At 52.1% G+C, this 13,216-nt stretch carries 12 protein-coding genes, 1 tRNA gene and 1 pseudogene; 10 read left to right on the top strand and 4 right to left on the bottom strand.

Features of this window, described 5'->3' with window-relative positions:
* Positions 1-46 precede the first annotated feature (46 nt).
* Together EYY67_RS23060 and EYY67_RS23065 are read right to left on the bottom strand one after the other, a co-directional pair.
* The gene (locus EYY67_RS23060) at positions 47-340 is read right to left on the bottom strand and encodes a co-chaperone GroES (RefSeq protein ID WP_009636718.1); all 294 of its coding nucleotides are present in this window, start codon (positions 338-340) and stop codon (positions 47-49) included.
* Between the two features lie 216 nt (positions 341-556).
* A complete protein-coding gene (locus EYY67_RS23065) occupies positions 557-1,048 on the bottom strand; it encodes an FxsA family protein (RefSeq protein WP_014333639.1) in 492 nt (163 codons plus the stop codon).
* A 372-nt stretch (positions 1,049-1,420) separates the two neighbouring features.
* On the opposite strand from EYY67_RS23065, the gene aspA reads away from it, so the two are divergent.
* The 10 genes from aspA to EYY67_RS23115 all read left to right on the top strand — a co-directional run bounded on the left by aspA (position 1,421) and on the right by EYY67_RS23115 (position 12,627).
* Positions 1,421-2,857, top strand: coding sequence for an aspartate ammonia-lyase (aspA, locus tag EYY67_RS23070; protein ID WP_014333637.1), 1,437 nt, complete (start codon positions 1,421-1,423; stop codon positions 2,855-2,857).
* 135 nt (positions 2,858-2,992) lie between these two features.
* Positions 2,993-4,294: an anaerobic C4-dicarboxylate transporter gene (locus EYY67_RS23075; protein WP_095923721.1), complete on the top strand. Its 1,302-nt coding sequence runs from the start codon at positions 2,993-2,995 to the stop codon at positions 4,292-4,294.
* Between the two features lie 171 nt (positions 4,295-4,465).
* Positions 4,466-6,196, top strand: coding sequence for a protein-disulfide reductase DsbD (locus EYY67_RS23080; protein WP_131694461.1), 1,731 nt, complete (start codon positions 4,466-4,468; stop codon positions 6,194-6,196).
* 43 nt (positions 6,197-6,239) lie between these two features.
* A complete protein-coding gene (gene dicD, locus EYY67_RS23085) occupies positions 6,240-6,815 on the top strand; it encodes a division control transcriptional repressor DicD (RefSeq protein WP_131694462.1) in 576 nt (191 codons plus the stop codon).
* Positions 6,816-6,944: 129 nt separating this feature from the next.
* Positions 6,945-7,020, top strand: a tRNA-Phe gene (locus tag EYY67_RS23090).
* Between the two features lie 382 nt (positions 7,021-7,402).
* Complete coding sequence (locus EYY67_RS23095) at positions 7,403-8,563, top strand: mandelate racemase/muconate lactonizing enzyme family protein (protein ID WP_119823452.1); 1,161 nt, start codon at positions 7,403-7,405, stop codon at positions 8,561-8,563.
* The gene (locus EYY67_RS23100; RefSeq protein ID WP_095923725.1) at positions 8,556-9,872 is read left to right on the top strand and encodes an MFS transporter; all 1,317 of its coding nucleotides are present in this window, start codon (positions 8,556-8,558) and stop codon (positions 9,870-9,872) included. Before EYY67_RS23095 ends, EYY67_RS23100 begins: the two co-directional genes overlap by 8 nt.
* A 90-nt stretch (positions 9,873-9,962) precedes the next feature.
* Positions 9,963-10,988, top strand: coding sequence for a S66 family peptidase (locus EYY67_RS23105; protein ID WP_131694463.1), 1,026 nt, complete (start codon positions 9,963-9,965; stop codon positions 10,986-10,988).
* A gap of 246 nt (positions 10,989-11,234) precedes the next feature.
* Entirely contained in the window at positions 11,235-12,080 is an 846-nt protein-coding gene (locus EYY67_RS23110; RefSeq protein ID WP_131694464.1) for a winged helix-turn-helix domain-containing protein, read from the top strand.
* Positions 12,070-12,627: a FidL-like protein gene (locus tag EYY67_RS23115; protein WP_131694465.1), complete on the top strand. Its 558-nt coding sequence runs from the start codon at positions 12,070-12,072 to the stop codon at positions 12,625-12,627. The genes EYY67_RS23110 and EYY67_RS23115 overlap by 11 nt, the downstream gene beginning before the upstream one ends.
* A gap of 6 nt (positions 12,628-12,633) precedes the next feature.
* On the opposite strand, the gene EYY67_RS23120 is transcribed toward EYY67_RS23115, so the two are convergent.
* On the bottom strand, positions 12,634-12,906 hold the full coding sequence (locus tag EYY67_RS23120; protein WP_095923729.1) for a helix-turn-helix domain-containing protein: 273 nt from the start codon (positions 12,904-12,906) through the stop codon (positions 12,634-12,636).
* 25 nt (positions 12,907-12,931) lie between these two features.
* A pseudogene (locus tag EYY67_RS23125) lies at positions 12,932-13,216 on the bottom strand (fimbrial protein); the annotation flags it as partial.

A 13,216-nucleotide genomic window follows, 5' to 3' on the forward strand; every position in this document is an offset into this window, starting at 1 on the left:
TTCCCTTAAATTCGTTCTGTTCAGAAAAAAGTGGATCGGGGGACGATCAGGCTTCTACGATTGCCAGAATGTCGCTCTCAGACATGATCAACACTTCTTCATTGTCGATCTTCTCAGCTTTCACGCCGTAACCGTCGTTGAAAATGACGATGTCGCCAACTTTCACGTCCAGCGCTTTCACTTCACCGTTTTCCAGAATGCGACCATGGCCGACAGCCAGGATTTCGCCACGGGTAGATTTACCAGCAGCTGAGCCAGTCAGAACGATGCCGCCAGCGGATTTAGATTCTACTTCTTTACGCTTGACGATAACGCGGTCATGCAATGGACGAATTTTCATTGATAACTCTCCTGTGAGCGGGTCCATATCTATTTTTAGGGTTGAATGCCTGACAAAGTCCTGCCCGGCCTCGTGGTTTGTTTAATGGGGGCGATACCCTGCCCTTCAAGGGGAAGAACAGAAAAAAATTTCGCTTTTTCTTTCGCACCTCAGGTCAGTAAAAAACCGCCTGAAATACACTTCCCAACAATGTCTTAACAATCAAGGCCACAGAGATTAGCGATCGCGGTGCTCTGTGTCGTCATCTTTTTTTGGTGAAACCAGACGTTCCTGCGTTTCATCCGTCCGCTGGAACTCGCCATCGAAGGTATTCCCCGTTGGCGCGCTGCTTCCCCAGTTGCCACCGGAACGCACAATGTTCAGATGCGGCATCAGTTTAAGCGTCAGTCGTTTCTGGATGGGCGGCAATAACAGCAGCAAGCCGAGGAAATCGGTAAAGAAACCCGGCACCAGCAGCAGGAAACCGGCAATCACCAGCGAAACACTTTTGACCATTTCAGCCGCCGGGCTTTCACCGACAGCCAGTTTTTGCTGCAACTGCATAAAGGTTTTCATGCCCTGATTTTTCACCAGAGAAACACCGACGCAGGAGGTGAATACCACCAGCAATAATGTGGTGGCAACACCGACAACCGCAGCCACCTTGATAAATAAGGTGATTTCAATGTAAGCCAGCAGGAATAACAGTAGTAACGGTAACCAGCGCACCGCATTCTCCTTGTAATGTGGCTCCGAACGCTCTTTCGCAGAGGCATTCCAAACCCTGAATAAGTGCCTGCTCGGGATCTTTGCATTCAAAGAAATGCAGGCTGACTACACTGAGATGGTGCTTCATCATCAGGATTTCAAGCGTCAGACCTGATTTAATTGAGCGGGTAAATGATTTGTGAGAATTCTCACAGATACTAAAAACTTGCACAGTAATAGGGCAGGATAGTGATCTTAGTACGTGCAATTCGTCTGAAGCAGCATATGATCGCCTTCGTTGCGAAAACAACGGTTGATCGTTTTAAATTCACCACAGTAAGTAACATAATTTTAAACATCGCATAACGTTTTAGTACCGAAGAGAAGGTTCTCATGTCAAACACCATTCGTATCGAGGAAGACCTGCTGGGCACGCGCGAAGTACCAGCAGAAGCTTATTACGGCATTCACACCCTGCGGGCGATTGAAAACTTCTATATCAGCAACACCAAGATCAGCGATGTCCCTGAGTTTGTACGTGGCATGGTGATGGTGAAAAAAGCGGCGGCGCTGGCCAACAAAGAGCTGCGCACCATCCCACGTCATATTGCGGATATCATTATTCAGGCGTGCGACGAAGTGCTTGATAAAGGCAAATGCATGGACCAGTTCCCTATCGACGTCTATCAGGGCGGCGCGGGAACCTCGGTAAATATGAACACGAATGAAGTGCTGGCGAACATCGGTCTGGAACTGATGGGACACCAGAAAGGCGATTACCAGTTCCTCAATCCAAACGATCATCTCAACAAATGTCAGTCCACCAATGACGCCTACCCGACCGGTTTTCGTATCGCGGTGTATGCCTCGTTGCTGAAACTGGTCGATGCCATTTCCCAGCTGGGTGACGGCTTTGAGCGTAAAGCAAAAGAATTCGAAAACATCATCAAAATGGGCCGCACCCAGTTACAGGACGCCGTTCCGATGACTCTCGGTCAGGAATTCCACGCGTTTAACGTGCTGCTCAAAGAAGAGACCCGCAACCTGATGCGCACCGGCGAATTACTGCTGGAAGTGAACCTCGGTGCGACGGCTATCGGCACCCGTCTGAATACGCCGGAAGGTTATCAGCAGCTGGCGGTAGAGAAACTGGCAGAAGTCAGCAATCTGGCCTGCGTACCGGCGGAAGATCTGATCGAAGCGACGTCCGACTGCGGCGCTTACGTGATGGTGCACAGCTCGCTGAAGCGTCTGGCGGTGAAGCTTTCGAAAATCTGTAACGACCTGCGCCTGCTGTCTTCCGGTCCGCGTGCCGGTCTGAATGAAATCAATCTGCCGGAATTGCAGGCAGGTTCTTCCATCATGCCCGCCAAGGTGAACCCGGTTATTCCTGAAGTGGTGAACCAGGTGTGCTTCAAAGTCATCGGTAACGACGTGTGCGTCACCATGGCAGCGGAAGCGGGCCAGTTACAGCTGAACGTGATGGAGCCGGTGATTGGTCAGGCGATGTTTGAGTCAGTGCATATCCTGACGAACGCCTGCTACAATCTGCTGGAAAAATGCATCAACGGCATTACCGCCAACAAAGAAGTGTGTGAGTTCTACGTCTTCAACTCGATCGGGATCGTCACTTATCTGAACCCGTTCATCGGCCACCACAACGGCGATATCGTCGGCAAAATTTGTGCGGAAACCGGGAAGAGCGTCCGGGAAGTCGTGCTTGAGCGCGGCCTGCTGACCGAAGCCGAGCTGGATGACATTTTCTCTATCGAAAACCTGAAACATCCGGCCTACAAGGCCAAACGCTATACCGATGAAAATGAACAGTAACAGACTTTACGGATGACCTTTTAAAGGCTCGTTGTTCTGCGGAACAGCGGGCCTTTTTACTTTGCATGACACAACAATTACATAACAATTAATTATCAATTCCTTAAGGAGTGCTGGGAATATGGACGGACAACCATGTTAATTATCGAATTTATTATTGTACTGGCGGCGATTTTCCTCGGTGCGCGCCTTGGCGGCATCGGCATTGGTTTCGCGGGCGGACTAGGCGTGCTGGTGCTGGCGCTGATTGGCGTTAAACCGGGGACCATTCCGTTTGACGTCATTTCCATCATCATGGCAGTGATCGCGGCGATCTCAACCATGCAGGTAGCGGGCGGGATGGATTATCTGGTGCAGCAAACCGAAAAACTGCTGCGTCGCAATCCGAAACACATCACGATCCTCGCGCCGATCGTCACCTACTTTCTGACAATTATGGCAGGCACCGGCAATATCTCGCTTTCCGCCTTACCGGTCATTGCTGAAGTGGCTAAAGAACAGGGCATTAAGCCTTGTCGCCCGCTCTCAACCGCCGTGGTAGCCGCGCAGATAGCGATCACCGCCTCGCCGATTTCCGCCGCCGTGGTGTATATGGCTTCCACCATGGAAGGTCATGGCGTGAGTTATCTTCATCTGCTGATGGTGATGATCCCCGCCACGCTGGTCGCCGTGATCCTGATGTCACTGATGGTCAGCTGGTGTTTTGACTCGAAACTGTCCAATGACCCGGTGTATCTCAAGCGTTATGAAGAAGGGCTGATTCAGCTGCGGGGCGATAAAGTGCCGGAGATCAAACGCGGTGCCAAACTCTCGGTGTTACTGTTCCTGCTCGGTGTCCTGACGGTGGTCGCGTATGCGGTCATCAACAGCCCGAGTCTGGGCTGGGTCGCGCAGCCGGTGATGACCACCAACAGCGCCATCCTGATTATCATGCTCAGCGTGGCGACGTTAATCACCCTGCTTTGCAGCATTGATACCGACGCGATTCTGACATCCAGCACCTTTAAATCCGGCATGAGCGCCTGTATTTGTATCCTCGGCGTGGCGTGGCTGGGCGACACCTTTGTGCAGGCCAATCTCGGCTGGATTAAAGAGACCGCGGGCGGCCTGATCCAGGCGCATCCGTGGTTGCTGGCGGTGATTTTCTTCTTCAGCTCTGCCCTGTTGTATTCGCAGGCGGCTACCACCAAAGCCCTGCTGCCAATGGCGCTGGCGCTGAGTGTGTCGCCGCTGACCGCCGTGGGTTCCTTTGCGGCCGTTTCTGGCTTATTCATTCTGCCGACTTACCCGACGTTGGTGGCTGCCGTGCAGATGGATGACACCGGCACGACCCGCATCGGCCGCTTCGTCTTTAACCATCCGTTCTTTATTCCCGGCACCATCGGCGTGTTCCTGTCGGTACTTTTCGGATTCGGTTTCGGCAGTATTATTCTCTGACAGTTTTCCGGGGGCTGCGGCCCCCGTTAAGCACAGCGGGGCTTTCTGCTCAGCGACTGCTCAGGGTATACTCACCTTTCATTAACGCGTTATGGCATGATGCCGCGCGCATCTTCTGTCGGTTCACTCAGCGGCTGTTCATCTGCCGCGACAAAGAGAATTTTACTCCGCATGGATCACCGCATTTTTCGACTTTTCTTTCTGCTTTGCAGCCTGTGTCTTTTGCCGCTTCAGGCAAACGCGTCTTTATTTGGCAAACCCGCCGCACCGCAGTTTGTGCCGGTGGATCAGGCATTCAGCTTTGACTTTCAGCAGCAAGGTCACGACCTCAAACTGAACTGGCAAATCCGCGAGGGTTATTACTTATATCGCAGCAAAATTGAACTAGAACCGAAAAATGCCCAACTCGCCGCATACCTGCTGCCGAAAGGCCGTGATCATCATGATGAGTTTTTTGGTGACAGCGAAGTGTATGAAAATGCCCTGAACCTGACGATCCCGCTGCGACAAGCCAGTGCCGATGCCACCGTGCGTGTGACCTATCAGGGATGCGCCGCCGCAGGATTCTGCTATCCGCCGGAAACCCGCGAGGTGCCGCTGAATCCTGTCGCGGAACCCGCACGCGCCAGCGCGCCGGCAACGGAACCCGCAGCGGTGATCGCGACGCCGGAAAAACAATCCACGCCACTGCCCTTCTCTCCGCTCTGGGCTTTGCTGATCGGCATGGGTATTGCCTTTACACCTTGTGTGCTGCCGATGTATCCGCTGATTTCCGGCATCATTCTCGGGCGTCAGCGCCCTCACAGCATGAAGCGAATTTTCCTGCTGGCGCTGGTCTACGTTCAGGGGATGGCGCTGACCTACACGCTGCTCGGCATGGTCGTCGCGGCAGCAGGCTTGCAGTTCCAGGCTGCGCTGCAAAGCCCGTGGGTGCTGATTGTGCTTTCTGTCATGTTCATTGTGCTGGCGCTGTCGATGTTTGGCACCTTCAGCCTGCAACTTCCTTCGTCGGTACAAACCCGTCTGGCGCTATGGAGTAACGAACAAAAAGGCGGTTCGCTGCCCGGCGTCTTTATTATGGGTGCGCTGGCGGGGCTGATTTGCTCGCCCTGCACCACCGCGCCGCTCAGCGCCATCCTGCTGTATATCGCTCAGAGCGGGGATTTGCTGGCGGGTGCTGGCACGCTGTATCTGTATGCGCTGGGAATGGGCATTCCGCTGATTATCGTTACCATGTTCGGCAATAAATTACTGCCGCGCAGCGGGCCGTGGATGCAGTACGTTAAAGAAGGGTTTGGCTTTGTCATTCTGGCGCTGCCGGTTTTTCTGCTCGAACGTGTGATTGGCGATGTCTGGGGTCTGCGCTTGTGGAGCCTGCTCGGCGTTGCGTTCTTCGGCTGGGCATTGTTACTCAGCCTGAAAAGCCAGCGTGGCCTGATACGCGCGCTGCAAATTGCGTTTCTCGCCGCGGCGATGATTGTCAGCCGTCCGTTGCAGGACTGGGCGTTTGCGCCAGCCGGTAACACGACGACGCAGGCGCATGCGCTGAATTTCCAGAAAATCCATAATGTCACAGAACTGGATACCGCGCTTCAGGCCGCACAGGGTAAGCGCGTGATGCTGGATTTGTACGCTGACTGGTGCGTGGCGTGTAAAGAGTTCGAAAAATATACCTTCTCAGCACCAGAAGTGCAGAATGAACTGGCTGATACCCTGTTGCTACAGGCGGATGTCACCCAAAATTCCCCTGAACAAAAAGCGTTATTAGAACGCCTGAACGTGCTTGGCCTGCCGACGATTGTGTTCTTCGGGCCAGATGGCCATGAGTTGCCACACTCCCGGGTGACGGGTTTTATGGATGCAGAGGAATTCAGCGCGCATTTGCAGAAAGCCCGCCCGTAAACGACACTACATTTTGAAGTACGCCAATAGTGAGGAGGCAAACGTGCTACGTGAACAAGTTCTCGATAAAACGCTTAATTTCCTGGAACAACGTGGCCTTGCAACATTGTCACTAGAAACTGTCGCCGGACTGGTCGACGTTCCGCTCAATGAATTGCGCCGTTTCTGGCCGGATGCCGAAGCCCTGCTGTATGACAGCCTGCGTTATCACGGCGAACAAATTGAAATCTGGCGTCATCAGCTGATGCTCGATGAGACGCTTTCCGCGCCGCAGAAACTACTGGCACGTTATAAGGTGCTGGATGAGCAGGTGCGCCAGCAACGCTATCCGGGATGTCTGTTTATCGCGGCCTGTACGTTTTTCCCTGACAGCGATGCGCCCATCCACCAGCTCGCCGAACAACAAAAACTGGCGTCGTACGACTACACACTTTCTTTGTTGCAGGAAATGGGCTCGGATGACCCGGAAATGGTCGCTCAGCAGATGGAACTGATCCTCGAAGGCTGCCTGAGTAAATTGCTGGTTAAGCGCCAGCTGAACGATGTGGAAGTCGCACGTCGTCTGGCAGAAGATGTCCTGAATGTGGCACGCTGCCGTGAACATGGCGCACTTTCCTGACATCCGGCGTATTCAGAACAGAGAATTCAGCATTTTTGAATGAAAAGACAGCAAACGAACGCGTTTTATCTGTTTTAGATGACAAAGCCGTTGACGGCACAGGCCCAATACGGTTTAATGCGCCCCGTTGCCCGGATAGCTCAGTCGGTAGAGCAAGGGATTGAAAATCCCTGTGTCCTTGGTTCGATTCCGAGTCCGGGCACCATATTTAAAGAAACCAGCTTAACGGCTGGTTTTTTGCTTTCTGCGCTACGGACTCTCCATCGAACGTCGTTCGATGACTCGCCTTAACAGGCTCGCCCTGCGGGCCAACGGCATAGCCGTTGTTCAAACGCCTGCGGCGTTAGTCCGAGTCCGGGCACCCTATTTAAAGAAACCAGCTTAACGGCTGGTTTTTTGCTTTCTGAATCCTGCATACCCCACTTTCGTGACTCACTTCTCACCTCTTCATTCATTTGCACAAAATTCCCGTTTAATCCTGATTAAAAGTTAGGCTGACGTCCGTTAACGGCCTTATTCCCTGCGTTTTAGACTGATTCCTTAGGCTGATAAGTTTCTCAGAAGCCCTACAAAAACAGGAAAGTCTCATGAAAATAACCAGAATTGAGGTATTGCGCGTTGCCATCCCTTTCAGCAGCGGCAGGGAAAAAACACCAGAGACACAAACGGATGCCTATAACGCGGCGTCTCCCGAACTCACCAGAATGGAAACATTGCTGGTAAAAATCAGTACCGATACAGGCTTACACGGCTGGGGTGAAGGATTCGGGCACCTTTGTAACCCGATGACAGAAACCGCGTTAAACGGGCTGGTCGGACGGTTTTTCCTCGGCCAGCATTGTCCGCAAAGTCCGCAGGAAATCGCCGCGCTGATGCAGCAGGCCGAGATTAACTTTCACGCCTTCGGCCGCACCGGCCCTGTGATGTTTGCCCTTTCTGCTATCGACATCGCGCTGTGGGATTTGCTGGCCAAAGCGCGGAACCAGCCGCTTTGGCAATTGCTGGGGGCGAAGCGCCAGAAAATCGGGGTTTACGCCAGTCTGGTCAGTTATGGCAACCATCCGCAACGGGTGGCGGCGAAAGTGCTGAGCACTTATCAGGCCGGATTTCGCGCCATCAAATTGCATGAAACTGACTATCCCGCCATCGCCGCCGCCAGAGAGATATTGCCCGCCGATGCCGAACTGATGGTGGATGTGAATTGTCCGTGGAGCGTGGAAGAAGCGGCTGAACAGGCTCAGGCCTTACGTTCACTCAATCTGGGCTGGCTGGAAGAACCGGTCTGGCCGCCGGATGATTTAGCCGGCCTGGCTGACGTCCGCAAACAAGGGACACGGATCGCCGCCGGAGAGAATGCCGCAGGCGTTCAGGGCTTCGTTGAGCATTTCGAACACGGCGCGATTGATATCGCCCAGCCCAGTGTCAGTAAAGTGGGGGGCATTACCGCCATGCTGAACGTGTTTGCGCTGGCGAAGCAATATCATATCCGCGTGGTTCCTCACTGTTTCTATTACGGCGCAGGGCTGATGGCGACCGCACAGCTGGTGGCGACTCTCGATGACAGCGTGAGTCTGGAAGTGCCTTACATTCAGTGGCAGGAAAACCTTTATCCGCAGCTGAATTTCGCGCCACACATGCTGTTGCCGGAGATGCCGGGGATCGGCTTTGAGCCTGCGCCGTCGGTCATTCAAAAATACCTGGTCAGCCAGCATTCCCTTTCCCTGACCGCGGAGGCCGTCCATGCATAAATCCAATTATCGTGTCGTGATCGCCCTGCTGCTGTTCTTTGCCGGTATGCTCAACTATCTCGATCGCGCGGCGTTATCAGTGATGGCACCGCTGATTAAGGGCGATCTGCATATCAATGATGCGCAGATGGGGATCCTGTTCAGCGCCTTCTTTATCGGCTACTGCCTGTTTTGTTTTATCGGCGGCTGGAGTGCAGATAAATTCGGCCCGCGCAAAGTCTTCGGCGTCGCAGCCGCTTTCTGGTCAGTCTTCTGCGGCGCAACTGCGCTGGTGACCGGTTTCGCACATCTGCTGGTGGTGCGGGTTATGTTCGGTATCGGTGAAGGCCCGATGGGGACCACGACCAACAAGTCGATTTCTAACTGGTTCCCGCGTAAAGAGGTCGGGCGCGCCGTCGGTTTCACCAATGCCGGGCAACCGCTGGGCGCCGCCATTGCCGCACCGATTGTCGGGCTGGTCGGGCTGCACTTTGGCTGGCGTATCGCCTTCGTGGTGATTGCCGCGCTGGGCTTTGTCTGGCTGGCGGCGTGGATGACGCTGTTCCGCGATAAACCTGAACAGCACCCGCGCGTCTCTGAGGAGGAGAAACAGCTGATTGCCAGCGATCGCCCGGCCACGCCGGTGAAAACTGGCCTGAAAGAGAAAGACGCGCACAGCCTGTGGTACTACGTATTTTCTAAACCTGTGCTGGGCGTGGCCGCTGCCTTTTTCTGCTTCAACTACATTCAGTATTTCTTCCTGTCATGGCTGCCAAGCTATCTCACTGACTTCCAGCATCTCGACATTAAGAGCATGAGCATTATCGGTATTCTGCCCTGGCTGGGCGCCACTGCCGGCTTTATTGGCGGCGGGATTGTCGCGGATATGCTGTACCGCCGTACCGGCAATTTTCTGTTCTCACGTAAAGCCGTGATTTTCGCCGGTCTGATTATTGCTGCCGGTTGCGTGCTGATGACGGCCTACACCCGCAATACCGCAGGTGCCGTCTCGCTGATCACCGTCGCCAGTATTTTTGCTTACATGACACCGCAGGCATGCTGGTCACTGTTGCAGGATATCGTTCCGGCACACCGTATCGGAACGGCTGGCGGCTTCGTGCATTTACTGGCGAATCTCGCCGGCATCTTATCCCCGAGCATTACCGGCTTTTTAATCCAGTACGGCGGCGGTTATCAGTCAGCCTTCATCCTGTCGAGCGGCCTCGCCATCATTGGCGTGATTGCGATGGCTATCCTCGTGCGCCAGAACAAAGTGAATGAATTGTTTGGCAAAAAAACGCAGCCTGAGGACGTTGTCACCGGCCACTGATCTGACGCTTTATCCTGTAAGCCCCTGTTCAACCTGTATTTGTGCTGATACATTGCAGGTTGAACATTGAGCAGATTTATAGGATGTAATATGCCCTCTTCAGACACCCCGCTGTTCCCGCCCGCCCTGAAAACCGGCGATACCATTGGTTTTTTCTCTGCTTCTTCCCCCGCTACCGCTACAGCGCCAAACCGTTTTATGCGCGGGAAAAAATTCCTGGAAGAAAAGGGATTTGTACTGAAAGCGGGTGCACTCACCGGACAATCTGATCACTATCGTTCGGGTTCCATCGCCGGACGCGCGGAGGAACTGAATCAGTTGATCCGTGACCCGAAGGTACGCTGTGTGATGTCGACAATTGGCGGTAATAACTCGAATTCCCTGCTGCCTTATCTCGATTACGATGCACTGCGCGCCGATCCAAAAATTATTGTGGGTTATTCCGATACGACGGCCTTGCTGGCCGGGATTTATGCGCAAACCGGGTTGATCACCTTTTACGGTCCGGCTCTGGTGGCTTCTTTTGGCGAATTTCCGCCGCTGGTGGATGAGACCTATGCCTCTTTTGCTGACATCCTGATGACCCGCCGCAATACGCCTTACCGCTACGCGTTGCCGCCTTTCTGGACAGATGAAAAACTCAACTGGGATGATGTAACCCCGGTCAGAGCGAAAACCTTGTATGCCAACACCTGCCGTTTTCTCGGCAAGGGTCGCGTTGAGGGGCGAGTCATCGGTGGCAATCTGAACACAATGTCAGGCATCTGGGGCAGCCCTTATATGCCGGAAATCCGTCAGGGCGATATTCTTTTTATTGAAGACAGCCTGCTAAATATCGCCACGGTGGAACGTTCTTTTTCGATGCTCAAACTCAATGGCATCTTCGATCGCGTGGGTGCCATTGTGCTCGGTAAACATGAATTATTTAACCCTGCAGGAACAGGCAGACAACCCGCTGATGTGCTGCGGGAAGTCCTCAACGGACAAGATATCCCGCTGGTCGATGGTTTTGACTGCTGCCATACCCATCCGATGTTGACGCTGCCACTGGGCGCCCGTATTGCTGTCGACTTTGATCGCCAGCACGTGGATATTGTCAGCCCGTATTTGCAATGATCCTCCGTAAATCACGTACTACTAAAAATCCGTACGTGATTTATATCTGTTCAGACGCCACACGATCTCCCTCATGAAAATGACTTGTCTGTAAACATTTACGACAGGAATCTGTTTTTAAAATAGAACGGTTTATACTGGCGGTCCTGTCATGCGATATATAAATGAAAAATCCGACAGGGTGCGCATTGTTCTAATTACCTGAAGTGATGCGGAAGCAGGATATTCTAAACAGGGAGACGTGAGATGCATATGAATTATCTGATTGAAAATCAAATTATCTTCAATGCGGAGGATAACTCTCTTTCATTACGAGGCGATTCAGAAAGTAAGATCGCAGTATCGAATCCTGCACGTAGGATATTATTATTGCTCATTGAACAGCAGGGTATGGTTGTCGACCGTGAAACATTCTTTAAGAAAGTATGGGATGACTACGGCCTCACGGCAAGTAATAACAACCTCAATCATTGCATCAGTAAATTACGGAAAGTGATGGTTACGTTAGGCTATCTTAATGAGTTTATTGTTACTGTGCCCAAGGTTGGCTTTACCATCCGGAAAGAGATTGTCATTGAACCTTGTATCAGTGACGAGACTGTCCCGACACCGGAAGTCCGGCAGAAAACAGCGCCGTATATTGACGAGATTATTACAGCGGCACCCCGGTTCCCGCGCGCCGATAAGGAACCCTGCTTCCGTCGCGACAAGCATCAGCAAGGCTTTGTGATCATTCTGTTAGTCACTACTGCGCTGACGGCATGGGTCTTTTTGATTCTGCACAATGGCATACGTGACCCGAAAGCGGAACTGAAGATCGCATGGTCCGGCGTTTGTGATTTGTATTCAACCGCACCGGTGACGTTATCCCGCAGAAGTGAGTTTATTACTCTGGCCAGTCAATTTCTTAAGGACAAGAATATTCCCTGTAAGTCAGGCGATATTTTAATATTCCAAAGCGAGCGTTTTTCGTCACCGATAAACACCGGTTCAGTCCGTGATTTTATGGCGCAATGCAGCACCGACGATAATGACAAGGCTAACATTTGCATAAGCTATTATACAAATGACAGGACCACGCATGACAAGTAATAAGAAAAATATGTTCTATGGCAGGAAGACTATTCTCTTGACTCTTCTTCCGGCGACTGCCCTGTTGCTATTCATTTTATATGAGATTTTATCCCCTGCAGATCAGAATGCGTTTCCGGTAAATATACCGTGCCGGGGAAATATGATCGTAGAAGCACGGTATGATAATCAGAGAGCCAAAATGGTCAGTACATTGTATTTCAGCTTCCTTGATGGAAACAAAATTTTAGTTTCATTAAGTGGAACCGGGTACTTATACGACAAGGATGGCAATCTGATTGCACGTAAAACATTGCTGAGGAACATTTATTATCACTATGTTCACGAAAGCAAAAGTACCAACACGTATTCACTGACCAGTCGCCAGATAAACATCGACAGTGTTGATGATATGGACTGGGGGATTTCATCCCTGCTGCTGATGAACAGCTTTTTCCTCAGTGGTCATACCGATACCCTGGTTCTGAAAAAATATGACGACAATACCTTGCTGATAGAAAGTAATCAGTCGCCATTTGCCCTGTGCATATTCAAAAAGAGTTTCTGACCCTATTTATTTGTAATAGAGATACAGATGAAATCCGCAGGCCTGTGCATACCGGGAAAGCGTACAGAAACTGGCCTGTGCGGGCCTTTTTTCCAGACGGGTAATGGCTGGCGGCGTGACCCCGAGCCGTCTGGCCAGTTCTGTTTTACTTAATCCGGCATCTTCACGCAGGGTTTGCAGCAGAGCATTGATCTCGGATTCAGCGATAAGTTCGGGTGCCTGTGCGGTATAAACCGGTTCCTCAAGTGCCTGCGCCCGTAATTTTGCCGTTCTTAGCATGTCATTCTCCGTTTCTTATCGGCTGTCAGTAATAATTAATTTTGACGATCACTGACGCATCAAACTGCCCGAGAGACAGCGCCCGGCCGGGGATCGCACTCAGTTTTGCAGTGAAATTTTTGGTCACCTCATTCACGTTATTCAGTGCGGCAAAGTCATCGTAACGGTTAAAGGTAATCGCCTGATCCTGATCGTTATAGAGCATCAGCCTGGCGCCGTTTTGCAGGTCAATCGCGGTGTTATCCAGCAACGGACTGGCGGTGGAAAACTCGGCCTGTAGCGAGAAATTATCCAGACACCCCTGTTTCAC

This window comes from Rahnella victoriana (genome assembly GCF_004330295.1).
GTDB classification, from domain to species: Bacteria; Pseudomonadota; Gammaproteobacteria; order Enterobacterales; family Enterobacteriaceae; genus Rahnella; species Rahnella victoriana.

Bases quoted from the DNA above. Each gene is read 5' to 3' on its own strand.
- EYY67_RS23100 (WP_095923725.1), top strand. From the start codon at position 8,556: ATGCATAAATCCAATTATCGTGTCGTGATCGCCCTGCTGCTGTTCTTT.
- EYY67_RS23115 (WP_131694465.1), top strand. From the start codon at position 12,070: ATGACAAGTAATAAGAAAAATATGTTCTATGGCAGGAAGACTATTCTC.
- EYY67_RS23110 (WP_131694464.1), top strand. From the start codon at position 11,235: ATGCATATGAATTATCTGATTGAAAATCAAATTATCTTCAATGCGGAG.
- EYY67_RS23120 (WP_095923729.1), bottom strand. From the start codon at position 12,906: ATGCTAAGAACGGCAAAATTACGGGCGCAGGCACTTGAGGAACCGGTT.
- EYY67_RS23075 (WP_095923721.1), top strand. From the start codon at position 2,993: ATGTTAATTATCGAATTTATTATTGTACTGGCGGCGATTTTCCTCGGT.
- aspA (WP_014333637.1), top strand. From the start codon at position 1,421: ATGTCAAACACCATTCGTATCGAGGAAGACCTGCTGGGCACGCGCGAA.
- EYY67_RS23105 (WP_131694463.1), top strand. From the start codon at position 9,963: ATGCCCTCTTCAGACACCCCGCTGTTCCCGCCCGCCCTGAAAACCGGC.
- EYY67_RS23080 (WP_131694461.1), top strand. From the start codon at position 4,466: ATGGATCACCGCATTTTTCGACTTTTCTTTCTGCTTTGCAGCCTGTGT.
- EYY67_RS23060 (WP_009636718.1), bottom strand. From the start codon at position 340: ATGAAAATTCGTCCATTGCATGACCGCGTTATCGTCAAGCGTAAAGAA.
- EYY67_RS23095 (WP_119823452.1), top strand. From the start codon at position 7,403: ATGAAAATAACCAGAATTGAGGTATTGCGCGTTGCCATCCCTTTCAGC.